The organism is Pseudoalteromonas rhizosphaerae (assembly GCF_028885455.1).
In the GTDB taxonomy this organism is placed as follows: Bacteria; Pseudomonadota; Gammaproteobacteria; order Enterobacterales; family Alteromonadaceae; genus Pseudoalteromonas; species Pseudoalteromonas rhizosphaerae.
This window is the reverse complement of record NZ_CP118496.1, coordinates 3,072,481-3,096,551: the sequence shown is the minus strand read 5'-3', so window position 1 is coordinate 3,096,551 and position 24,071 is coordinate 3,072,481. Positions and strand designations below refer to the sequence as shown.

Genomic DNA, 24,071 nt, shown 5'->3' with positions numbered 1-24,071 from the left:
AAGTTATCCATTAATTAGCTAGTTTTACTGCGCTTCAAAGGCATTTTCACCACTGATCTGCTGCGGATACCCACACAGTGCTCGTGCTGTTTGCATTCCAGCCATAACCGAAGCTTCAACACAACCTGCATTAACACCTGTTTTGATCCAATCGCCGGTAATAAATAAATTACTAAATTGCGTGCCATCAGTTGCTAAACGATATTGACTGGAACCTGAAACCGACAGCACATAACGCTCACTTGGATCAACATTCACTCGCCAGTACTGTTGATCTAAGCGCGCTGATTCTGGCACGTCATGCTGTGTATATAAAATGGACCAATCAAAGTCATTATCGTTATAAGCTAACGGCCATAATGGCTGCATATTAGTTGTTAATAGTTGTGTTAAGTTAGTTTTTACTTGTGCTTTTGCCCGTGCAGGGAAACCATGATCACTCTGTGGTGGATACTCTTGACAAGGAAATGCACTACAAAAATAGGCAATATTCTGCGGACTATTGCTTGCAGGCCACTGCTCTTTATCAATTAAGTTTTGCATTGCAGCCCAAGTATCAAACGGTTCGCTAAAACCACTCAAAATAGGCCCTTCTTCACTTGGCGGCATATACTGCCAACCTAACTGTTGATCTGTTTTATTTAACCAAATCTGACTGGCTTGTGTAGCTACCGAAAGAACATTTTTAGCCTGAGCAGCAAAGTTGTCGTCTATTGCTAATAATTGTGGGCAAACATGCTCTAATGAAGCAACTGAGACCCCAAGGATCAGCCGGTCAAAATCATCTTTAAACTGCAGTGTTTTAGTTGGTAGTTGTGCGCCAAAATGTGCTTGGTAACAGCTGGGCCAATCACTCCAAAATGATTCTAAATTAATATTATTCTGCTTTAGTAACAGGGCCTGCTCGTGGTTTATCTGCTGATAAAGAGGCTCACTTGGCCAGCAAGCTAAGTTTTTCACATCAATTAATGGCTGATACTCTGATGAGTTATTTAAACTCACTTGCTGTTGTAATAACACAGAAGCAACACAGTTTTGGCCACTTTCATCAATCCCAGGTGTAAGTTGCTGTAGTTGATGGAAGAATTCAAAGTTAACGCCTCTTTGTTTTAATAGTTCATACAATGGCGCAAAAATAACATCGCCCATTCCCGCCTGCATTTTCCACATTACCCCACCGCGATAACACAATGCGATTCTAAGCATGGCAAGTGCAGCAACTCCAGCTTCTACATTTGGTTTTTTAAAATCACCTTGTGGGTAGGCAAACACTAAATCATAAAAACCACGCACGGGCGCAGAATCGACACTGTATTGTTTATTCGCACCATTTTTTAATAACCATTGACGAAAATCATACTTGTTAATGACCCCAAAACCATCGCGATAAACTTTATCTTTAATCAATCCAACCAGCATCGCTATCGCTAAATCGGCACAAATATAAATACGCCTCAACTCTGCATTGTCATCCAGTAACTCGGTTAACTCTTGGTTAATCCAGCGTTTTAGTTTTCTGACAATATACCAAATCACTAAACTATCTTTCTTCTCAGAAATTTGTGGCTGCAGTGTGTTGTTACTTTGCACAAAGCTATTTAATTTATCGACAAGTAAGCTAGGTGTTGAAGTGATTTCTTGATTGAGATTTTGTATATCGTTGGTAAAGGTTTGCCATGCATCACTGCCATCAGAAACCAAGGTCTGAATTTGTTGATGAAAATGGCGTAGTAGGTATCTATCTCGTGGTTTTTTTGTCGTTAATTGTGTGCTCTTAGCTTGGACTCTGGCGGCCAGTTCAAATTGTGGTATCCATTTTTTTAGCCATGCAAGGGTCATTTTTACAAAGTCCCACACGGTAATATCTAAACTCCCATTCGCAGGATTGCCAGGTAAAACAGGAAAGTCTATAGGCCACGTTTGCCACTGTTCATCAATGTGCTCCTCAAGGGCAATAAAACTATGCGGTTTAAGTGCTTGTTGCCAGGTACTCAGTGCACTCGTTGGCGGACGCTGTAGCTTGTCGTATACAGTTTCAATGGTTTTAAAACTATTAACATAGGCACCAAACCAGACATGTAAACCATGCTCTTCTATGCGCTGCCCCATAACAGCATTACGGCCACTGGCTCCTTTTCCTCCTAAACGCCAACCTTGTTGGTACACTGTAATATGTCTTTTTTGCTGCCAATTAGGTTGTTCAGTCAGGTATAAAGCAGCCGTCATTGCGGCAACACCACCGCCTATAATAACTATTTTTTCTTGCTCCATAATGGATCCTTACTTAGGGAGTATTTGTGTAGCTTGAAGTTGGTCAAAATCCATCTTGATATAAAACGGCAAATACACAGCTTGCGCTCCTAGCTGTAAACCAAACATTTGCGCTAAAGGAAAACTATCTAGTTGCTGTAAATGTAGCTGATAAGCACCACTGAGTAGCTTAAATTGATGGATTTTCTTTATTTCTGAAGGAGAGTGCATAACTGCTTGAAAAACAGCCTTATCGCCTTGCCCGTCAGGAAATTGCTTAAATAGTATTTGATCCATCTGTGGATTCACAAAACCCTGTAACAGCTGCTTTAATAGCGAAAAATCAATACCAAGATGATCCCCATCAAACAAATTGGCGACATGCTCGCCAAAGTCCTCTAATACAGATAATAAGCCATCGCTTTGCGTCTTGACGTTTTTGGTGACTGAAAATAAATGCTGTGATTGTAATTTTGACGTTGGCGAAAAATGCTTAAAACAATCCAGTGAAACTGAAAAGTCGGTTATATCACTTACCGAACTGGGCATCTGGTAATCACATAAATATTTATTGTAACCCCATGTTTCTCTGCCGTTTATTAATGCATAAACATTATTTACGCAAATAAACGCCGGATACCAATAAAGATGAGTAATATCTTCATCATTGCCTTGCTTTTCAACCTTTGCAACTGGTAACCAAATAATAATATCAGTCTCTTGCATCCAACCGTGCTCACTAAAAGGCGGCGTTAATGAGGCAATTTTTTCTATGTCGGTAAAGGTTAATAATGCATATTCGCCTATGCCTTTAAAATATAACTCATCCGTTGCAACAATATTAAGCGTTGTATCGATATACTGTTGAACTTTATCCTGATCTATTTTTGCAAAAAAACCATACATATTTGCATTAGTCATTCGACATGGTGGCTTTGCAACAGGGTTTGATAAAAAGTGACTATAAGGAGGTAGTTGTACGGTCATGATTTATAATTATTTTATTGGATAAAAAAATAAGTATAGCCAAGATTTTTTACAAGGTAGTAATTTCAGTTAATTATTTTCAGTGAGCAAGTATTGGTTATATTGTTGATAACCAAAGCTATCGAAGCCTTTTGACAAGGGATTCATAAACCCATGACCGTAGTCTGCACGCTGGCATTGCACTTTGATTTGCTGCTCTAAACAAGCGAGCACAGGAAGAATATCAAAGTGCACTTCTTGCTTCGCAAAAATAAACTCGCAAGCCACGCTGGCAGACAAATCTAAATAATGACGAACTTGATTTGGATAAAATGCCACTAATCTTTTTATCTGTGAATTTTTCACAGTTGCTTGGCTTCGCCACGCAGCGGCTCCACCAGCACTAAAACCGATTACCGTAGTTGGTTTAGTTACTCTACTAAGAATGGTATTAAGCTTGTTGAAATAGTTATCGTGACCACACTCAGTGATAAATAAATCATACTGTAATTGCTCATCAATCACTGGCTGCAATTGCCCATCGTACGGATCGACAATTATGCTTTTAGCGTTAAATTGCCGTGCAAAGTGACTCAAATGAGCGGTTTTACCAAAAATATCACTAACGATAATGTATTCCATAGCCAAATCTTATTATTTACAGTTAAATTACCGCACAACAGTTAAAATACCGCTAAACGCCTTTTTCAGATTAGCTAATTAAAATACAGCAGTTAAAATACAATGGCTAGAATAAAGTTAAAATAATGCTTGCGTAAATAAAATTACTGGGGTAAATTGTCCTCTTGGTCCTAAAAAAGCCTCGCGGTTAACCTCTTTACCCTGATCCAGTAATCCCCGCAAAACGTATATTATAGAGCTAAGTTATTGTACGGCGAGAACCCCAATTCAGACTACGGCATATTTTTAAATAGTCGCATAAATGTCATAAAGATCGTCAACACTGTAATGAAGCTAAACACAACACGGTCTATCTAATTGTGCTTTGAAAGCTAATAAAGAAATTAGCGCACATTAAAGATAACAAGAAAAAAGTGAGTTTTATTATGTCTTATAGTTACAACGGATCTATGATCCAAATCGCACATCCAGTGCAATCAATTTCAGTAAATAAACAACGTGTTATTTTTTCTGATACACAAGGTTTAAAAAATACCTTATTTACAAAAGCAAGTGACGCACGTCAATTTGTTAAATGGTTAAAAGCCAATTAATCGATACTGATTTGCTTCCTCGCAATTTAAATGACGCCAGCTAATGCTGGCGTTTTGCTTTTTTTAAGCTAACTATTCAACAGCTGCTACACTTAGTATATTAATAATTTATCTGTGGTTGAATTAATGCATTATGCCTTTCGTTATGCTTTTTTATCATTGTTAATTAGCACTCCTTTGCATGCTAAAACAATTGATTGGATAGTCACTGACTTTGCCCCTTATTATATTTTTAACGATCAATACGCAGGAACAGGCCGCGATGAAGGTGTTATCGCCTTATTAGAACAACAGCTTCCTAGCTATACATTCAACCGTACTATTTTTCCATCAAGTCGCACAATACAGGAGCTGTCTAACCCAAATCATACTTACTGCATGCTCTCGCTATACCAAAGCCCGCACCGCAAACAACACATCAGCTTTAGTGAACAGACTTCGACAGTTGGCTTATCGCCTTCTATTGCTATTCACCAAGAGCTTGTGCAACATCTCAAGTTTGAAACAAGTACACCTGTATCATTGAAAACCCTACTCAATCAATACCAACTTGCACTGGGGATTTCTATGAGCCGATCATACGGTAATGCTATTGATGCAGTAATTAATAATAGTGCCGACGCATCCATAATTATTCGACCTGGTCGCGATACCCTTGCCAGTTTGACTTACATGTTAAAGAAAAAGCGCATTGATATTTTATTGGGCTACCCAAGCGAGCATTACTATTTAGCAAAATCGATGGGGTTTGAAGATCAGTTAATGCAATTGCCTCTGACTGAAGCTCCCGATCTGAGTTATGGCTATATTGGCTGTACTAATACCGAGCAAGGTATCGCACAAGTTGAAGTGCTTAATGCAGCACTGAAAGAAATAAAACAACAACCAGCCTACCATGAAGTGTTATTACGTTGGTTACCAGATAATTTAAAACCGTTACTAGAGCAACGTTTACAAGCAAACAAAAACGCCCCAACTGAGTGAGGCGTTTATCAATATTAGCATATTTATTTAACCTGAATTCAGGTTAGGTTTTACTTACGCACACCTTCAATATATAAACCAATATCAACATGTGTAGATGCAGGACCTAGGTTGTAATCAATACCAAAATCAGCAAGCTTTAAACTGGTTTCACCTTCAAAGCCAACTCGGTAACCACCCCATGGATCTTTACCTTCACCAATTTTATCGATTTCAAAGGTAATCGTTTTTGTTACACCATGAAGGGTAAACTCACCTGTTACATCAGCTTCATCACCCTCTTCATCAAACTTAATTGACGTACTTTTGAAGGTCGCTGTTGGAAACTTATCAACATTTAAAAACTCTTTACCACGTAAATGCTTATCACGTTCAGCATGGTTCGAATCGATACTTTTAGTATCAATATTAACCATGATCTGTGATGCATCTGGGTTAGCTGCATCGTAGCTAAAGCCGCCGTCAAAAGTATTAAAACGACCGTGTAACCAGCTATAACCTAGATGCTTAATTTTAAAATTTACAAATGCATGGGCACCTTGAGTGTCAATAACATAATCTGCAGCGTGTGCAGTATTAGCACCAAACAATGTTGCTGCTACTGCAGCTGAAAGTAATATTTTTTTCATTTATTAATCATCCTTTTGTGGTTTTATCATTCTAACTAAGGTTTTATCTTTATCGATAAAGTGATGTTTTAACGCCCCAAGAGCATGTAAAACCACTAATCCTATGAGGCTACATGCCACATAGTAGTGAACTTTACCTGCAATATCTGCTTGATTAGCTACTGAAAAATCAATTGCGGGAATACTAAATAAGGTAAACACCTCAATTGCACGACCATCCGCAGTAGAAATCAAATAGCCTGAAATCACAATGACGCTAAGCAGTAGATATAAAAATATATGTACTGTATGCGCTACATTATTTAACGCTTTACTGCTGCCCGCTACTGGCTCAGGCTGCGTGCCCAATGCACGCCAAGCAAATCTAAAAATTAATAAAGCAACTAAGGTGATCCCTACGCTTTTATGTAAATCCAAAGAACCTTTATACCAACTATCGTAATAAGTAAGTTCAACCATGTACAAGCCAAGGCCAAATAAGCCAATCACCATTACCGCCATTAACCAATGTAATAAAATGGCAACCACACCGTACGAAGATTTTGTATTTTTAAGCATGTGTTATTAATTCCATTATCGAATGACATCAGAATAGCGCGTACCTAGATAGAAGAAAATAGCTAATAACAAACAAGTTATGTGCGTATATGCACAATTAAGATTAAATTTAGCAAGTTAGCAAGTTAGCAAGTTAGCAAGTTAGCAAGTTAGCAAGTTAGCAAGTTAATCAATGATAAACATCATCACCCTAATAATTGTTTAATTATTTTCAATCAAACCGATATAAATTTGTGTTGTAGGATCGACTTGCAAGCAAGTGATAAGGTTTTCTTTGATGAGCTCTAGCATAGCAATAAAGCTAACCACTACACCACTGCGGCCTTCGTCAAAAGTGAATAAGTCAGTGAAAGGAAGTTGCGTGCCGGCTGTCGATAACTTTTGCAAAATTAAACTCATTCTTTCGCGAGTTGATAAAGCTTCAGCGGTTATTTGATGATGCTCAAAAGTTTTAGCTCGCGCCATCACATCACTGAGCGCAAATAGTAAATCTTTTAAATCAACATCCGGTAACAATTGAGCATGCTCGCTCTGCTCAGGCACTAATGCGTGGGCAATAAAAATATCACGGCCAACACGTGGAATATCATCAAGGTTCTGCGCAGCTAGCTTAAATTGTTCATACTCTTGTAAACGACGAATTAATTCAGCCCGTGGATCTTCTTCTTCCTCAAGCTCTTCATGTTTTGGCAGTAATAGTCGTGATTTTATTTGTGCAAGTAATGCCGCCATCACCAAATATTCACCAGCAAGCTCCAATTGAAACTCGGTCATCATTTCAACATAACGGACGTATTGTTCAGTAATGCTAAAAATCGACAATTCCAGAATATCTAACTTATGTTTTTTTATTAAATATAGTAATAAATCAAGTGGCCCTTCAAAGGTTTCTAAAATTACTTCTAGAGCGTCTGGCGGAATATACAAATCTTCCGGGGTATTCATTACTTCTTTGCCATGCAAAAAAGCCAGCGGCAACTTTTGTTGCGCCGGCTCTCGTATTTGAGCTACATCATCAGTATGTAGTTCGTTCATGGTTTATCGGCGTAGTTATTCAAATGGAGCTGTATCGCCACAGCCTACACGCAGCACCTCAACTGTATCTTCTGACAGGTCGATTACTGTGGTTGCTTGCTCAGCTAAATAGCCGCCATGAATAATTAAATCAACTTGATTACCTATGCGATCACGTATCTCGTCCGGATCAGACTCAGTAAACTGCTCACCGGGTAAAATTAATGAACACGACATCAATGGCTCACCTAACTCGGCTAGCAATGCGCAGGTAATTGGATGTTCTATTACACGAATACCAATGGTTTTTTTCTTGTCGTTTAACAAACGTTTTGGTACTTCTTTAGTGCCTTTAAAGATAAACGTATAAGGCCCGGGTGTATTGTTTTTAATTAATCTAAATAGTTGGTTATCTACTCGTGCATAAGTAGAAAGCTCAGATAGGTCACGACATACTAAGGTAAAGTTATGGTGTTTTTCAATACCACGGATGCGCTCAATACGCTCTTTTGCTTGTTTGTTACCTAAATTACAGCCTATTGCATAGCCTGAATCGGTTGGATATACCACCACTCCACCTTGTTTGATAATGTCGACCGCTTGATTAATTAAGCGTGGTTGTGGATTATCTGGATGAATATGAAAAAAATCACTCATTTAGTTCTCCTGTTTGCCCTTCCCAAGTTTGCCAAACGCCTTGGCAATCTTTTGGCAAATATAAGTTTTTTCCTAATTCTAGCCAACTAGTAGGAAAATGAAAATCAGATCCTTGCGAACACAGTAAATCGTATTCACGGCTCAATTCGCCTAAAAACTGTCGCTCAGTCGGTGCTTGTTGTGGTTGTGCAACTTCCATTGCATCGCCACCGGCATCTTTAAACTGACTCAATAATTTGCGCAGCCATTTATTTGACATTTGATAACGCCCAGGGTGGGCAATCACAGCAACGCCACCTGCGGCATGAATGGCGGCAATGGCGGTTTGCATATCACACCAATCGCTTGGTACATAACCCGTTTTAGCGCGGCCAAGGTATTTTTTAAACACCCCAGGAATTGTGGTTGCAACGCCACGAGCAATAAGTGCTCTTGCATAATGTGCACGGGTAATTTGTGCATCTGCGGCAAGCTCTTGCGCTTGTTGATAAATGCCATCAAAGCCATTTTTCTCTAAACGACGACCGATCTCGACAGCTCTATCAGCACGTTTTTGCTGTTGGATAGTCAATAAGCTGGTCAATGTTGACTCGTCAATATCTACGTTTAATGCCACGATGTGGATCTCAAAACTTTCCCACTTAGTGGAAATTTCAACCCCTGATATCAAGGTTAATGGTAGAGATTCGCTTTCTATATATGCTTGTGCAGGTTTAACCGCAGCAGTGGTGTCGTGATCAGTGATCGCAAACACATCTATATTTTTTTCAACTGCACGCAATAATAATTGCTCAACAGTTAATTGCCCGTCAGAATGTGTGGTATGACTGTGTAAATCGTATTTTATCAAAAGAGAAGACTGCTCATATTAAATGTGCGAAAGTTGTTATTAAGTATAACAAAATTTTTTAATAAATTGTTTTAAATAAATACTTGACACTAACGCAGTTGATACGGTTTACTGTAGTCACTTGAGACACAAATAGAATTACAACAATGATAAATTCAATCCAAAACACTATCTGGTGGTGGCACTCGTAAATTATCGGGTGACGAATTGTCGTGTCTAACACATTCTAAACCCGCTTATTGCGGGTTTTTTTATATTTAAATTTTAGGGTAACAAACATGAATAACGTAGCAACTTTTACACATCATTGGTGGTGGCGCCTGGTATAGCGGGACGGTAATGGTCTATCTGAAACATAGGTATCGTTATTCAAACCCCGCATAGCTTAGCTTGCGGGGTTTTATTTTTTTGAGGGAATGAGGTTTGATTTTTAGTCATATAACAACAACGCCAGGTGAAGTTACTAGCATCACCGAAGTGCGAGAATATATACATAGCCCATTGGCACTATATGGATTGCTTGATAAAGATAATTCATTACTGTTAGAGTCAGCAGAAATTGATTCTAAAGACAGTGTCAAAAGTTTAATTTTGGTAGATTGTGCACTAAAAATAATCTGCACAGGTAAAACAGTCACAGTAACGGCGCAATCTAATAATGGTCAGCAATTACTGCCTTATTTACAAACTAAATTAGAAAACTGCCATACTCAATTAAACAAGCAAACTCTCAGCATCGAATATCAAGGTATCGATCATAATATTGATGAAGCCTCAAAGCTGATTGCCGATAATGCTTTTAGTGCCTTGCGCTGTTGTATAAATAGTATCAGCAGCACCACAAACAATCCATTTTCGTTATTTTTAGGCGGTGTGTTTGCTTACGACATGGTAGCCAACTTTGAACAACTGAGTGATGTACCAGATGGAGAAAATAGCTGTCCTGATTACGTATTTTATTTAGCTGAAACCTTAGTGGTAATTGATCACCAAGCTAAAACCACTGAGCTGATTGGTAACGTTTTTAATGGCCCTGATGTGCATGCAAACTGTTTTGAAGTGGGTAAAAAGCTCGAACGTTTAAATACCTTATGCGACCAAGCCGATAGCTATAGTGCGCAGCAAAGTGCTGGCAGCAGTGACGTCAGTGTTGATATTAGTGACGAGCTCTATTGCCAACAGGTCAATAGTTTGAAAAAACACATTGTCGATGGCGATATTTTTCAAGTTGTGCCATCGCGTACCTTCTCGTTAGCTTGCGCCAACCCACTACATGCCTACAGCCAACTAAAAAAACAAAATCCAAGCCCGTACATGTTTTATATGCGCGACAGTGAATTTGCGTTATTTGGTGCCTCTCCTGAGTCAGCTTTAAAGTTTTGTGCTACATCACAACAAGTTGAAGTATATCCAATTGCAGGAACTCGCCCACGAGGAAAGTTTGCTAATGGCCAAATTAATCCAGATTTAGACAGTCGTATTGAACTGGAACTGCGCAACGACCAAAAAGAGCGTGCTGAGCATTTAATGTTGGTTGATTTAGCACGAAATGACGTAGCTCGTATCAGTGTCCCGGGAACTCGCCACGCAAAAGAGCTATTAAAGGTCGACCGTTATTCGCAAGTAATGCATTTAGTGTCACGCGTTGTTGGCACATTAAAACCTCAGCTGGATGCCCTACACGCTTACCAAGCCTGTATGAACATGGGCACTTTAGTTGGTGCGCCTAAAGTCAGCGCGGCAGAGTTGGTAAGGCAAACTGAAGGTAAGCGCCGTGGTAGTTACGGTGGTGCGGTAGGTTATTTAACCGGTGACGGCGCCATGGACAGTTGCATTGTTATTCGCTCGGCCTTTGTTAAAAATAATACCGCGTATGTACAAGCCGGTGCCGGAGTTGTGTTTGACTCAGACCCTCAATCTGAAGCCAATGAGACTCGTGCTAAAGCACAAGCGGTTATTACAGCCATTCAATCGACGTACCAAGGACACTAAAATGAGTCAAAACATCAACAACTTAACGGACTTAAAAATCTACTTTTTAGATAATTTTGATTCATTTAGTTATAACTTAGTCGATGAACTTTCTATGTTAGGCAGCGATTTAGTGGTATATCGTAACAACATAGACGCGCAGGTGATTTATGACAAAATGTGTGCGGAAACTAAACCAGTGATTTTAGTACTGTCGCCGGGCCCAGGCACCCCCACTGCGGCGGGCTGTTTAATGGCATTGATTGAACTATGCAAAGGCCGTTTTCCAATGTTGGGGATTTGCCTTGGTCAACAAGCACTAACACAAAGTTATGGCGGTATTATTGGCCATGCTGGAGAAACCGTACATGGTAAATCATCAATCATTGAGCTTGGTGAGCACCCAGTATTTGCAGGTATGGGTGAACGTATGCCTGTGGCACGTTATCATTCACTGATGGCCACGAAAGTACCCGACAGTGTTGCAGTGATAGCCCACTATGAGTCAATACCGATGGCAATTTATCATCGTGACGATAAAGCCCTTGGCTATCAATTTCATCCTGAGTCTATTTTGACGCCCAATGGCGCCGCGCTACTTCAACAAAGTATGCAATTTTTAGCCAGTGCACAGCAGTAGAGGATAGTATGTCAGTAAACCAACAATCAGCCAGTGAGGCGAGCATTGGATCAATGATTGATGTGTTATTAACGCAAACATCATTAAGCTTTAGTCAAAGCCAACAGTTATTTGATGCCATTATGCAAGGCAAAGTAAATGACATCGAACTGGCAGCCATCTTAGTGGCACTGAAAATAAAAGGTGAAGTAAGCGACGAAATCGCAGGAGCAGCCGCATCGATGCGTGCTAATGCGATACCTTTTATTACTCACTTAACAAACCTTGTCGATAGTTGTGGTACTGGCGGCGATGGCTCAAACACTATTAATATTAGCACCACCGCCGCCATCGTTGCTGCAGCTTGCGGTATAAATATGGTCAAACACGGTAATCGCAGTGTTTCGAGTAACTCCGGCTCCGCTGATTTACTCAAAGCATTGGGCATCAATATAGACATGAACCCAGCACACGCGGCGCAGTGTTTAGAGCAAACCGGCTTTACGTTTTTGTTTGCTCCGCATTATCACAGCGGCGTACGCCATGCTATGGGTGTGCGAACGACCTTAAAAACCCGTACTATTTTTAATATTTTAGGGCCATTGGCAAATCCAGCAGCACCGGATGTGCAATTATTGGGGGTATATGATGAAAGTTTATGCTTAGCGATAGCACACACCTTAAAAACGTTAGGTACACCGCGCGCAATGGTCGTTCATGGCTCGGGCACCGATGAAATAGCCTTGCACGGTGAAACGACCGTAGCAGAGCTTAACAACGGAAAAATCAGCCAGTACACACTTACCCCTGCTGATTTTGGTCTTGCAAACTATTCACTTGAACAACTTGCCGGTGAAGGACCAGAATATAACGCCAAGGCTAGCATGGCTATTTTAGCTGGTAACGGCACCGACGCGCACAATGCGGCCATTATTGTTAACGTTGCTGCGTTGCTTTATTTAACCAATAAAGCCGACGATTTTAAAAGTGCCGCGATGCAAGTTAAAGAGGTTTTACAAAGCGGCCGTGCATTGAATACCTTAAATGCCATTGTCATAAGCAGTAATAAAGAATACGCAAACTCCGAGGTAAGTAATGGCTAATGTATTAGACAAAATAGTTGCAGATAAAAAAATAGAGCTCATTGAACGCAAATCCAAGCGCCCTCTTGAGAGCTTTAAGCATCAAGCAATACCCACAAATCGTGATTTTTATAAAGCCCTTGCAGCGCCTGGCACTCAGTTTATTTTGGAATGCAAAAAGGCCTCGCCGTCAAAAGGCCTTATTCGAGAGCCGTTTGATTTAGCCGAGATCACCCGTGTTTATAAAAACTACGCTAGCTGCATCAGTGTGTTAACCGATGAAAAATATTTTCAGGGTAGTTTTGATTATCTCGAATTTGTGCGCAGTCAAGTAGAGCAACCATTGATCTGTAAAGATTTCTTTATTGATGAATACCAAATTTATTTGGCCCGTATTTATGGCGGCGATGCTATTTTATTAATGTTGTCAGTACTCGATGATACGCAATATCAATCGCTTGAAAAAGTTGCAAAAAGCCTAAACATGGCAATCCTCACCGAAGTGAGTAACGAAGCTGAAGTACATCGAGCTCTGGCACTCAATGCGCAAATTATTGGTATTAATAACCGTGATTTACGTGATTTGAGCACAAACTTAGCTACCACTGAGGCACTAAGAAAGCTTATTCCTGATAACAAAGTGGTTATTTCAGAATCAGGTATTTACACACACCAAGATGTAAAACGCTTGGCCCCGTTGTGTAATGGCTTTTTAATCGGTAGTTCACTGATGGCTGAGCGTGATTTAGAGCGCGCTTGTCGAAGCGTAATTTTAGGTGAAAACAAAGTTTGTGGCTTAACCCGTAGCCAAGATGCCATTGCCGCTTATGAAAGTGGTGCCGTTTATGGGGGGCTAATTTTTGCACCTAAATCCCCTCGTTTTGTTGATTTAGATTGTGCAAAACAAGTTATGCAAAGTGCCCCTCTTGCCTATGTAGGCGTATTTGTAAACGCAACAATCGCAGACGTTGTCAATCATGCTCAGAGCTTAAAGCTTGCAGCAGTGCAATTACATGGCCAAGAAGATGCAGTCTATATAAACGAACTGCGTCCTTTGCTACCAAGTAATTGCCAGATTTGGAAGGCGCAAGCTGTGAAGGATAGCTTGCCAACACCTGTCAATGGCGTTGATCGCCACTTATACGATACTCACAGCGATACGCAAGCCGGCGGTACCGGTAAGACCTTTGATTGGTCAATACTCAAAGAGACTAAGCAGCCATTTATGCTTGCTGGTGGCTTAAACCCAGAAAATATTCAAGGTGCATTATATCAAGGTGCGCATGGACTCGACCTAAATTCAGGGGTTGAGCAAAGCGCCGGTAAAAAATGCCCAAACAAATTAAATGATGCATTTATCAGCATCCGTAAATATTGAGGTTAATATGAATAATCCAGCTTATTTCGGCGAATTTGGCGGCATGTTTGTCCCAGAATTGCTAGTACCAGCACTTAAACAACTCGAAAACGAATTTAATAAATCGCAAACAGATCCGGCTTTTCAAGCTGAACTGGAAAAGTTACTTAATGAATATGCTGGCCGTCCTACGCCGCTGACATTAACACGTAACTTAATTAAAAACCCAAAAGTAAAATTATACTTAAAGCGTGAAGACTTACTGCACGGTGGCGCGCACAAAACGAATCAGGTGTTAGGCCAAGCACTATTAACTCAACGCATGGGTAAAAAACAAGTTATTGCTGAAACAGGCGCAGGCCAACACGGCGTTGCAACGGCGCTTGCGTGTGCATTACTTGGTTTAAAATGCCGTATTTATATGGGCGCTAAAGACGTGGCACGCCAACAACCAAACGTATTTAGAATGAAACTAATGGGCGCTGAAGTGATCCCGGTTACTGCAGGCTCTGGCACATTAAAAGATGCCGTAAACGAAGCGCTTCGTGATTGGTCAGCAAATTATAAAGAAGCGCATTACTTACTTGGTACTGCTGCAGGTCCTCACCCATTCCCTACCATCGTTCGTGAGTTCCAAAAAGTGATTGGTGAAGAAGCAAAACAACAAGTATTAAAAGCTGAAGGTCGCCTACCTGATGCGGTGCTTGCTTGTGTAGGCGGTGGCTCTAACGCCATTGGTATGTTTACAGATTTTATTGACGAGCCAAGTGTAAAACTCATTGGCGTAGAGCCCGCTGGCAAAGGGCTTGATACCCACGAGCACGGTGCAACAATCTGTAAAGGAACTAAAGGTATTTTGCACGGTACTTATACCTATATAATGCAAAATGATGATGGCCAGATTGAGGAATCATATTCTGTCTCAGCGGGTCTTGATTACCCAGCTGTTGGCCCACAACATGCGTTTTTACATGAAACTGGCCGTGCGCAATATGTGGGTATTACAGATACCGAAGCATTAGAAGCATTCCAATTACTGGCTAAAAACGAAGGGATTATTCCTGCGCTCGAATCAAGTCATGCACTAGCTTACGCACTGAAGTATGCAGAGCAGCAAACTGAAGAGTCAATTTTAGTAGTGAATTTAAGTGGTCGCGGCGACAAAGACTTATCACACGTTATGGATGTACTTTCTAAAGGGGATCAGTTATGAGCCAGACAGCAATCCAAAAAACAGACCGCTACGGTAAAATGTTCGCCCGTTTAAGCGAGCTAAATCAAGGTGCATTTGTGCCGTTTGTTACAATTGGCGATCCAAATAAAGAACTGAGCGTTGAAATAATCAAAAGCTTAATTGATGGCGGCGCTGATGGCTTAGAGCTGGGTATTCCATTTTCAGACCCAATAGCAGATGGCCCAGTTATTCAAGCTGCCAATATTCGGGCCCTTAAAGTAAATATAAATACCCAAGATTGCTTTGATATCATCAAGCAAGTACGCCAGTACAATGCTGATATCCCAATTGGTTTATTGTTGTATTCGAACTTAGTTTTTAAACGCGGTTTAGAGGCTTTTTACCAAGATGCCAAAGCAGTCGGCGTTGACTCAATTCTAGTTGCAGATGTGCCGCTTCATGAATCTAAAATGTTTCGCAAAGCGGCAATGAGTAATGGCATTGACCCCATTTTTATAGCCACGCCTAACGCACCTGATGACACTTTACGCGAATGTGCCTCTTATGGCCGTGGTTATACTTATTTGCTATCCCGTGCGGGTGTAACAGGCACAGAAACTAAAGCACAAATGCCGGCGACATCAATTGTCACTAAACTAAAAGAATACCACAGCGCCCCTGCGTTATTAGGTTTTGGGATTTCAACCCCTGATGATGTAAAAGCAGCACTTAATGCCGGTGCAGCAGGTGCTATATCTGGCTCGGCGGTAGTGAAAATTATTGAAGCGAATCTCGATACCCCTCAAGCTATGCTCAGTGGTTTACAAGAGTTCGTAGCGAGCATGAAAGCTGCAACTGCGCTGTAAGTTCATACTTCGAAAATAAGAAAAGGGCCTGTTGCGGCCCTTTTCTGGTAATCAAACGCGTTAAAGACTCTCTTTCAACGCTTTTGCTGCTTTAAATACAGGCTTGTTAGCGCCTTCAATGTCTATTGCCTCTCCCGTTTGTGGATTGCGTCCTGTACGTGCGGGATAATAACTTAACGCAAACGTGCCAAAGCCATTTACTTGCACTTGATCACCTTCTGATAATGATTTAGTGATGGCTGCAAGCATGCTTGATAACGCCGCTTGAGAATCTTTTTTAGTTAATTCACTGTGTGCAGACATTGCACTAATCAGTTGTGCTTTATTCATAAAATGCTCCTAAAAATACCGCTTACTCAGTCACTGTTCAGCAGATTTTGGTAATGATTGAATACAAAGGCACGCAGGCTAAGGGTTAGTAACTACTAAGTCAACCTTGTAAACAACACAATAAGTTGATACAACCTCTGCAACTATTCTTTGGTTTTATTTTTTGGGCATTCTATGCATGCAATAATTGAGTTTATTCCGCTAATTTTATTTTTTGCGGTATTCAAGTTAGTTGATATTTACTGGGCAACGGCATTATTAATGGGCACCACTTTTCTGCAGGTCGCTTATTCTTATTTTAAAATAGGCAAAGTGCCTACACGCCAATGGTTGTTTTTTGCCATTGCAGTGATTTTAGGCACTCTTACGCTGGTGTTTCATGATGAACAATTTGTGAAGTGGAAAGCCACTATCATCTACGCTGTGCTCTCATTAAGCTTATTGATCAGTCGCTACTTTCTTGGTAAAAATTTAGTTAAACAAGCACTCAGTGCCATTTTAAATAATGCATCAGACTCTGAGCAAGAAATTACCGTACCTGAGTCGCTTTGGGATAAACTCAACATATTGTGGATAGCGATCACAGCGGGAATATCAGCGTTAAATATCTATATCGCTTATAACTTTTCTCTCGATTTTTGGGTTAACTTTAAAGTGTTTGGCTTAATGGGGATCACATTTGTCAGTCTTTTTGCCACTATCATCATGTTGTATAAATATTTACCCGATGAAGATGAGCCCAAAGTAGACAATAAAAAGCGCTCTTAATGTCATAAATATGTCGTCTTAGCTTGTTAGCCTAGTATACAAAATCACGCTGAGACGACCTTGAACGCCAATCAATACCGCTGGTTTGAATTTACATTTATATTTGTATGCCTTCCTTTGCTGGGTTTTTACCTTCGTGCCTACCTTGCTAATTGGCTGATCCCCGCGTTAATCGTGTTAATGAGTGTCTGCGGTATGTTGCTGCTAGGCGATCCCCACTTTAAACGCTTTAGACTTACCAGCCTTGGTCAATTTTCCGCAGTGAAACGCCGACTGTTTAGTTTCTTTTTTATCGGCGCACTGTTTTCAGGGGTTTTTTACGGGATCATTAATCAAGGTAATTGGTTTATGCTGCCTCGAAACTCATTTAATGACTGGTTAATGTTACTCGCGTTCTATCCATTATTGTCAGTCATGCCGCAAGAGTTGATATTTCGAACCTATTTTTTTCATCGTTATAAACGCATCATGCCAAAAAAAACGGTGCGCATAATTGTTAGCGCCACAGTATTTGCTTTAGCGCATATTGTTTATGCTAATTGGGTAGCAGTACTACTGGCATTTATAGGCGGGTTATTATTTGCATTTACCTATGCTCAAAGCCGCTCCACGTTTGTCTGCGTTATCGAACACAGCTTATGGGGACTGTGGATGTTTACATTAGGAATAGGTCAGTACTTAGATTCGGCAACAATCTCTTAACTGAAAAAGCCGTGCTAATGATACTTAACACGGCTTAATTATGGGAAGCTCAATTAGTTGTATTAATTAAAAACCGAAAATGCTCATAGCAAAAAACTTAGTCGCTACGGTATTAATAAATATAACTACTAAAATTACCGGAATAAAGGTTGATAGCGAAAAGTTAACGTATTTTTCAGTAAAGCTACCTGCATAGCCTGGACAACCTTGGCTAAGCTCTTCACTTAAACGTACTTTTTTCCAGCGATACATCACGAATAAACACACCATTAAACCATTCAATGGCAAGATAGTGTCGTAAAATACATCATACACAATATCAAATAAGCTTTTAGACGCTCCGCCATAGTTAGTAAATGAAGTTAACCCTTCAACCATACCAAACGACATAGTACATAACACTGTCAGTACACCGATGCTACCAGTTAATATCAGTAACGCCATTTTACGACTTATGCCTTTACGGTCACTTAGCGTAGCTGTTGGCACCTCAACGATGGATACCAACGAGGTAATTGCAGCAAAAAATACCAGCAAGAAAAACACAAACGCAACAATTGATGCACCAACATAGCCAATATCAGTTTGTAGCGCGAGTAAAATCTTTGGTAAAAACTCAAAAATCATCGACACAGATGAGTCAGACAATTTAGTAGGATCAGTATCTGGGTTAAAACTAAAGATAGCTGGTAGCACCATAAGACCGGCAATAAACGCCACCAGTGAATCAGTCAGTGCAACCATTTTAGCACTGCCAACAATGTCATCCTTTTTCGAGATATATGAAGCGTAAGTCATCAATATACCCATACCCAACGACAATGAGAAAAACGCTTGCGCTAATGCACCGTTCAAGACACTGGCATTCATCTTAGAAAAATCAGGGATAATATAGTACTTAACGCCAGCCATAGCATTGTCTAGCGTCAATACATACGCCACTAATGCGATTAGCAATACGAACAATGCTGGCATTAAAAACTTAGCTGCTTTTTCAATCCCTTGCTTAACACCACCGACTAAAATCAAATTAACAATTAATGCCACAGCAGCCATATACGCAAACACGCTGGAACTATTAATAAACACCCCAAAGCTTTTTGGATCAGCCAACACATCTAAGTTACCAACCGCAACTTGGCTTAAATAACCAAAAATCCATACCGTGATAACCATATAAAACACAGCAATCATAAACGGGGTTAATACTGCTAAAAAGCCAGCAAAACTCCACTTAGTATCATTACCAGATAATAACTTGTAAGAGCCTAATGGATCTTTTTGTGCTTGGCGTCCCATTGCCATCTCTGCCATCATTACTGGCAAACAAATAAACACAACAAACAGCGCGTAAACGAGCAAAAAAGCACCACCACCATTTTTTGTTGCTGAGACTGGAAAACCAACCAAATTACCAATACCGACCGCAGAGCCAGCAGCTGCTAATATAAATCCAAGGCGGGAGCTAAAATGCTCACGAGTATCGCTCATTTAAAAACCTTATTATTATTTTGTACCATTCAAGCGACTCTACCAGTGTTGTGCTGGGCTTTTCAAGCAGATTCCGCTTAAAAATATAATGATACTGTAAACCTTAGAGGTTGTTGTTCTTTTAAGATTAAAATTTGTTCAAGCTAACAGTGATTAAATCGCAGCATCAATTTGCAGCCTCGAAAGTTAACTAAAAACTGCGTAAAGCTTTCGCGCTTTAATAGCGCTCTAAACTAATCGTAATTTATTCGCCTATTAATTTTGCTGTGCTAATATCAGCATAATTTCAATAATATTCAAATCCAGAGAACACACCATGTTGTATATGATTTACTCAACTGATGTTGAAAATAGCTTAGAATTAAGAAAAGCCGCCCGCCCTGCTCATTTAGCACGCTTACAAGAATTAGACGAGCAAGGCCGATTACTGACAGCAGGTCCATTACCTGCCATTGATAGCGCCGAGCCAGCTGACGCTGGTTTTACTGGTTCTTTAGTGATTGCAGAATTTAGCTCATTAGAAGCCGCTCGCGAATGGGCTGCAGCAGATCCTTACGTCAACGGCGGCGTATATGAAAACTCACAAGTTAAACCGTTTAAAAAAGTTTTTCCTGGCTAAGTAAAACCAACAATCAAACAGAATTATACTATTTAAATGAACCAGATTTTAATGCGATGGGTATAAGACTTTGAGTCAAATCACCACAATTCAGTGTTTGTTCACCGGATGTTAATTAAACTCTGCTGCATTGAATCATCAGATTTAGTGATTTTTCACTTGAATTATAGCTACTTGGTTCATTAAACTATTCAGGTCTGGTTTAGGAGTTTTTCATCATGCGTACTGTGTTAGCTCTCAGCGTCGCCATCACTGTGCTATTTTCGAGTGTTTTTTCGACTAGTAGCCAAGCTGCATCTCAAGTCAATAAAGCTGAGATAAATAAAAAACAAGCTGTTGAGCTTGCTAAAAAAGTCGAAGATGGTAAAACTCTTAAAATTACCGTACTTAACGATATTTATACTGTAAGAATATTAAAATCGGACGGCCATGTCGTCGACGTTCATGTCAATAAAAAGACCGGCGAAGTGAAGAAGGATTAAGAAATGCGAATTTTAGTAATTGAAGATGATTTACACTTAGCAGACAATCTGCGTAATGCATTAGAAAAAGAACGTTATAGTGTCGATCTCTGTCATGATGGCGAAGCTGGTTTATTTCACATCACAGAATATCCTCTTGATATGGCGGTAGTTGATTTAGGCTTACCAAAAATTGACGGTATTGAACTGATCAATAAAGCCCGCGCACAAGGGATTACAATTCCAATTCTGATTTTAACAGCACGTGACCGTTGGCAAGATAAAGTTGAAGGACTTGATGCTGGTGCTGATGACTATTTAACTAAACCATTTCATGTTGAAGAGTTAATAGCGCGGTGTAACGCGTTGATCCGTCGTAGCGCAGGCAAAGCAAATCCTGAAATGACTGCTGGGCCTATTAAAATTCACACCCGCTCACAACAAGTGTGGGTTGATGACCGAGAGCTAAGTCTCACCGCATACGAATACAAAGTGCTTGAGTATTTAATGGTTAATCCACAAAAAGTGATTTCCAAATCTGAGCTAACAGAGCACATATACGATCAGGACTTTGATTTAGATTCAAATGTAATCGAAGTATTCGTACTGCGCTTACGTAAAAAGCTTGACCCTGATGGTACTTTAAACCCAGTAGAAACACTACGCGGACGCGGTTACAGGCTTAAAAGTCAGTGGTAGCATCGCAAATACCGTTAAAAGTAAGGCAAGGATTTATCCTTGTCTTTGTTTTATTAGTCGCTTTACCCATTTTATTCTTCTCTATTGGTAAGGCATACTATGCTTCGTTAGTCGAAGCCACCGAAAAAACCCTCGAAGCCCATTTATATTCTTTAATTTCAGAAGTCGATTTTACTGAGCGCGGCATTATCATGCCCAGCACTATTTTAGCTCCTGAATTGAATCGTTTAAATTCTGATACTTATGCGATGATCTATCGTGAAGAACAGCCTGTATGGCACTCTGAGTCGGCGGTAAATGTTAACTTTGTGCCTGACGAACTAGAAACCAAAGCAGGCGCTGCCGACTTTCGTCGTGTGGAATATAAAAATACCGTGTATTGGCAACTTAGCCTAACCGTTATTTTAAATAACATTGACCAGTCAGAGCATGCTCGCTTTATTTTATTAAAACGCAACGATGCTCTACTGCGGTTAATGGATGGTTTTAAGCAAACCCTTGTAAACTGGATGTACGTCATGGGTGTAGCCATTGCAGCATTAATGGCTGTGGGCTTTGTGTGGAGCGCGCGGCCGTTGCAACGACTGGATAAAGAAATAAAAGCCATTGAGTCAGGTGATATTCAAGAAATTAAAGGACTTTATCCTGTTGAGCTGCAAACTATAAAAGCCGATTTAAATTTACTACTCGAAACTCAGCAACGCCAAAAAGAGCGCTATCGTGCGTCTTTAAGCGACTTAGCTCACGCACTTAAAACGCCACTGGCAGTATTAAAATCGAGCCCGCTTGCCAACGATGCCGATGCCCAAGAGCAGCTTGACCGTATAAATGTGATGATCGAACACCAATTAAAACGCGCTGCAACGGGTGCAGCTGATACATGGAAAAAACAAACAGCCATTAAGCCGGTGCTAGATTCAATCCTCAATGCAATGAGTAAAGTTTACCGCGATAAAGATATTATTTTTACCCATGCGGTTAAAGACAAAGATTACTTTTTAGGTGACAAAACTGATTTACTCGAACTACTCGGTAACTTAATTGATAACGCCTGTAAAGCTTGTCGCTCACAAGTCGATATCCAAGTCATTCAAAAACGCAACCTCACTATCGCTATTAGTGATGATGGACCCGGTGTGCCGGTTGATAAACGCGAATCCCTGCTTACTCGTGGTACCCGCTTGGACACCTACGAAAGCGGACACGGTGTCGGTATGGCGATTGTGTCAGATTTAGTAAAGTCGTATCACGGTAACCTGACTATTTTAGATGCTGATACCTTAGGCGGCGCGAAATTTATTTTAGAGTTTAATTATAATGATAAAAAATAACTGGTTAATAGCTGTATCTGGGCTGCTTTTAGCACTGAGTACAACAACGTTTGCAGCAGAAGAGCAATGTACAGTCGTTGAGCAAGCAACACCTGATGAAGCTAAAAAATATATTCAATGTTTAGATAAACAGATAGAGACCTTAACCCGTATTCAACAAACCTGGATAAATAAAATCACTTTAGATTTAAATAAAATCCAAGAAGATACCGGTAACTCTCAGTTGCTACCAATTTTTAAACGTAGCATTATCAATTACCAAAAATACCTGGAAGACAGCTGTAAATGGCGTTATTTACACAAAGTACCCAACGCCACCCAGGCTGCAATTGTATATAAGCGCTGTGAATTGCGTATATTAGAGCAGCACATTACTGTATTAAAACAACCTATCTGACCACCACGGTGGTTATTTAGAAGGTGACTCGATTTCTTCACCATTACCTAACAGAGTCGCTAACCAGCGCCCTTCGTCGCTGGCTTCTAAGGCTATTTTAACAATCATCGTCAATGGCACCGATAACAACATACCTACCGTGCCAATCAGCCAACCCCAAAAGATGAGTGATAAAAATACCACTAAGGTCGACAGTCCTAAACCTTTACCCATGTACTTTGGTTCAACTATATTACCCATCACGGTATTAATAGTTAAATACCCTACTGCTACAATCCCTGCGACCAATGGTCCTTGCGTGATCAAAGCTAATAAAACTGCTGGGATAGCAGCAATAATAGAGCCAATATTAGGAATGTAATTAAACATAAATGCCATTACCCCCCATAACACGAAGTAGTCAACATTTAAGATCCACAGTAGTAGCCCAGCTAATATGCCTGTACCAACGCTTACCACTGTTTTGATCGCTAAATAAGAGTTAATAGAATTTAAAAAACGGTCTATTTGCTGCATTTTCATATCAGGATCGTCTAATGCCATATGAATTTTATGACTAAGCATAGGCCCTTCAAAAAGCATAAATACCACAGTTAAAATAATTAAGAACAAATTTGCCATCACGCCACCTAAGCCAGTCAGCATACCGGTGGCAACATCAATCATTTTTCCCGGGTCGAACATTGATATAACTTGCTCTTTATTGAGCAAAATATTGTACTTGGCAGCAACATCAACCAGCCAAATAAACTCATCCTGTAACTTACTTTTATATTCAGGTAAATGCTGTGAAAAGTCAGTCAATGATTGCCCGACTAAGCTGGCAAGGCTAACCCCTAAGCCAACCACCATCAACATCACTAGCATGATCGCGATGCCTTTAGGTATTTTGTAACGACCAAAAAAACTTAATAAAGGACTACAAATAATGGCAATAAATGCTGCAAGTACAAACGGAATGACAATAACACTTGCCGCTTTAATACCAGCTAAAGCAATCACCAACGCTGCAAAGATAACTAAACTTTTGTTTACCCCAGTTAAACTAGCCAAACTACAAT

Annotated in this window: 26 protein-coding genes; 15 read left to right on the top strand and 11 right to left on the bottom strand. The window is 40.2% G+C overall.

The features are described 5' to 3' along the window. Positions 1-24: 24 nt before the first annotated feature. The 3 genes from PVK79_RS13220 to PVK79_RS13210 all read right to left on the bottom strand — a co-directional run bounded on the left by PVK79_RS13220 (position 25) and on the right by PVK79_RS13210 (position 3,858). Positions 25-2,271 carry an NAD(P)-binding protein gene (locus tag PVK79_RS13220; RefSeq protein WP_274803898.1) on the bottom strand — a complete coding sequence of 749 codons (2,247 nt, stop codon included), beginning with the start codon at positions 2,269-2,271 and terminating at the stop codon, positions 25-27. A 9-nt stretch (positions 2,272-2,280) separates the two neighbouring features. Continuing rightward, on the bottom strand, positions 2,281-3,237 hold the full coding sequence (locus PVK79_RS13215; RefSeq protein WP_182757687.1) for an acetoacetate decarboxylase family protein: 957 nt from the start codon (positions 3,235-3,237) through the stop codon (positions 2,281-2,283). A 69-nt stretch (positions 3,238-3,306) separates the two neighbouring features. Continuing rightward, on the bottom strand, positions 3,307-3,858 hold the full coding sequence (locus PVK79_RS13210) for a dienelactone hydrolase family protein (RefSeq protein WP_257325862.1): 552 nt from the start codon (positions 3,856-3,858) through the stop codon (positions 3,307-3,309). A 449-nt stretch (positions 3,859-4,307) separates the two neighbouring features. On the opposite strand from PVK79_RS13210, the gene PVK79_RS13205 reads away from it, so the two are divergent. Further along, complete coding sequence (locus tag PVK79_RS13205) at positions 4,308-4,451, top strand: hypothetical protein (RefSeq protein WP_182717921.1); 144 nt, start codon at positions 4,308-4,310, stop codon at positions 4,449-4,451. Positions 4,452-4,577: 126 nt separating this feature from the next. Then, entirely contained in the window at positions 4,578-5,435 is an 858-nt protein-coding gene (locus PVK79_RS13200; protein ID WP_257325860.1) for a TIGR02285 family protein, read from the top strand. Positions 5,436-5,485: 50 nt separating this feature from the next. Here PVK79_RS13200 and PVK79_RS13195 read toward each other — a convergent pair whose 3' ends face one another. From PVK79_RS13195 to rnm, 5 genes are all read right to left on the bottom strand, one after another. Further along, the gene (locus PVK79_RS13195) at positions 5,486-6,064 is read right to left on the bottom strand and encodes a YceI family protein (RefSeq protein WP_145233661.1); all 579 of its coding nucleotides are present in this window, start codon (positions 6,062-6,064) and stop codon (positions 5,486-5,488) included. A gap of 3 nt (positions 6,065-6,067) precedes the next feature. Continuing rightward, on the bottom strand, positions 6,068-6,622 hold the full coding sequence (locus PVK79_RS13190; protein ID WP_149981004.1) for a cytochrome b: 555 nt from the start codon (positions 6,620-6,622) through the stop codon (positions 6,068-6,070). Between the two features lie 201 nt (positions 6,623-6,823). Further along, on the bottom strand, positions 6,824-7,657 hold the full coding sequence (locus PVK79_RS13185) for a segregation and condensation protein A (protein ID WP_182731448.1): 834 nt from the start codon (positions 7,655-7,657) through the stop codon (positions 6,824-6,826). A 15-nt stretch (positions 7,658-7,672) separates the two neighbouring features. After that, the gene (locus PVK79_RS13180) at positions 7,673-8,293 is read right to left on the bottom strand and encodes an L-threonylcarbamoyladenylate synthase (protein WP_145233655.1); all 621 of its coding nucleotides are present in this window, start codon (positions 8,291-8,293) and stop codon (positions 7,673-7,675) included. Next, the gene (rnm, locus tag PVK79_RS13175; RefSeq protein WP_145233653.1) at positions 8,286-9,143 is read right to left on the bottom strand and encodes an RNase RNM; all 858 of its coding nucleotides are present in this window, start codon (positions 9,141-9,143) and stop codon (positions 8,286-8,288) included. Before rnm ends, PVK79_RS13180 begins: the two co-directional genes overlap by 8 nt. Before the next feature lie 423 nt (positions 9,144-9,566). Here rnm and PVK79_RS13170 point away from each other — a divergent pair, with 423 nt between their 5' ends. From PVK79_RS13170 to trpA, 6 genes are read left to right on the top strand one after another with little or no spacing between them, the layout of a single operon-like run. Then, complete coding sequence (locus tag PVK79_RS13170; protein ID WP_182734838.1) at positions 9,567-11,135, top strand: anthranilate synthase component 1; 1,569 nt, start codon at positions 9,567-9,569, stop codon at positions 11,133-11,135. 1 nt (position 11,136) lies between these two features. Further along, on the top strand, positions 11,137-11,754 hold the full coding sequence (locus PVK79_RS13165; RefSeq protein ID WP_182734840.1) for an aminodeoxychorismate/anthranilate synthase component II: 618 nt from the start codon (positions 11,137-11,139) through the stop codon (positions 11,752-11,754). A 53-nt stretch (positions 11,755-11,807) separates the two neighbouring features. Beyond that, positions 11,808-12,836 carry an anthranilate phosphoribosyltransferase gene (gene trpD / locus PVK79_RS13160; protein ID WP_257326372.1) on the top strand — a complete coding sequence of 343 codons (1,029 nt, stop codon included), beginning with the start codon at positions 11,808-11,810 and terminating at the stop codon, positions 12,834-12,836. Next, complete coding sequence (gene trpCF / locus PVK79_RS13155; RefSeq protein ID WP_182760467.1) at positions 12,829-14,193, top strand: bifunctional indole-3-glycerol-phosphate synthase TrpC/phosphoribosylanthranilate isomerase TrpF; 1,365 nt, start codon at positions 12,829-12,831, stop codon at positions 14,191-14,193. The genes trpD and trpCF overlap by 8 nt, the downstream gene beginning before the upstream one ends. A gap of 7 nt (positions 14,194-14,200) precedes the next feature. After that, a complete protein-coding gene (gene trpB / locus PVK79_RS13150) occupies positions 14,201-15,385 on the top strand; it encodes a tryptophan synthase subunit beta (RefSeq protein ID WP_145233645.1) in 1,185 nt (394 codons plus the stop codon). Then, positions 15,382-16,212, top strand: a complete 831-nt coding sequence (trpA, locus tag PVK79_RS13145; protein WP_182731444.1) for a tryptophan synthase subunit alpha — start codon at positions 15,382-15,384, stop codon at positions 16,210-16,212. Before trpB ends, trpA begins: the two co-directional genes overlap by 4 nt. A 60-nt stretch (positions 16,213-16,272) precedes the next feature. On the opposite strand, the gene PVK79_RS13140 is transcribed toward trpA, so the two are convergent. Next, on the bottom strand, positions 16,273-16,542 hold the full coding sequence (locus PVK79_RS13140) for an HU family DNA-binding protein (RefSeq protein WP_145233641.1): 270 nt from the start codon (positions 16,540-16,542) through the stop codon (positions 16,273-16,275). A gap of 174 nt (positions 16,543-16,716) precedes the next feature. Here PVK79_RS13140 and PVK79_RS13135 point away from each other — a divergent pair, with 174 nt between their 5' ends. Both PVK79_RS13135 and PVK79_RS13130 read left to right on the top strand, forming a co-directional pair. Continuing rightward, entirely contained in the window at positions 16,717-17,310 is a 594-nt protein-coding gene (locus PVK79_RS13135) for an inner membrane-spanning protein YciB (RefSeq protein WP_145233638.1), read from the top strand. Between the two features lie 60 nt (positions 17,311-17,370). Further along, positions 17,371-18,012: a CPBP family intramembrane glutamic endopeptidase gene (locus PVK79_RS13130; protein WP_145233636.1), complete on the top strand. Its 642-nt coding sequence runs from the start codon at positions 17,371-17,373 to the stop codon at positions 18,010-18,012. Positions 18,013-18,078: 66 nt separating this feature from the next. Here the strand turns inward: PVK79_RS13130 and PVK79_RS13125 are convergent, their stop codons facing one another. Further along, positions 18,079-19,503: a sodium-dependent transporter gene (locus tag PVK79_RS13125; RefSeq protein ID WP_145233634.1), complete on the bottom strand. Its 1,425-nt coding sequence runs from the start codon at positions 19,501-19,503 to the stop codon at positions 18,079-18,081. Between the two features lie 316 nt (positions 19,504-19,819). On the opposite strand from PVK79_RS13125, the gene PVK79_RS13120 reads away from it, so the two are divergent. The 5 genes from PVK79_RS13120 (at position 19,820) to PVK79_RS13100 (ending at position 23,010) form a co-directional block, all read left to right on the top strand. After that, a complete protein-coding gene (locus tag PVK79_RS13120; RefSeq protein WP_145233632.1) occupies positions 19,820-20,122 on the top strand; it encodes a YciI family protein in 303 nt (100 codons plus the stop codon). A gap of 218 nt (positions 20,123-20,340) precedes the next feature. After that, positions 20,341-20,604, top strand: a complete 264-nt coding sequence (locus PVK79_RS13115; RefSeq protein WP_145233630.1) for a PepSY domain-containing protein — start codon at positions 20,341-20,343, stop codon at positions 20,602-20,604. A gap of 3 nt (positions 20,605-20,607) precedes the next feature. After that, positions 20,608-21,282, top strand: a complete 675-nt coding sequence (locus PVK79_RS13110; protein ID WP_016709350.1) for a response regulator transcription factor — start codon at positions 20,608-20,610, stop codon at positions 21,280-21,282. Continuing rightward, entirely contained in the window at positions 21,276-22,613 is a 1,338-nt protein-coding gene (locus PVK79_RS13105) for an ATP-binding protein (RefSeq protein ID WP_182777518.1), read from the top strand. The genes PVK79_RS13110 and PVK79_RS13105 overlap by 7 nt, the downstream gene beginning before the upstream one ends. Beyond that, positions 22,600-23,010 (top strand): hypothetical protein, encoded by a 411-nt coding sequence (locus tag PVK79_RS13100; RefSeq protein WP_145233626.1) that lies wholly within the window; start codon positions 22,600-22,602, stop codon positions 23,008-23,010. The genes PVK79_RS13105 and PVK79_RS13100 overlap by 14 nt, the downstream gene beginning before the upstream one ends. A gap of 12 nt (positions 23,011-23,022) precedes the next feature. Here the strand turns inward: PVK79_RS13100 and PVK79_RS13095 are convergent, their stop codons facing one another. Next, positions 23,023-24,063, bottom strand: a complete 1,041-nt coding sequence (locus PVK79_RS13095; protein WP_182731442.1) for an AI-2E family transporter — start codon at positions 24,061-24,063, stop codon at positions 23,023-23,025. Positions 24,064-24,071 lie beyond the last annotated feature (8 nt).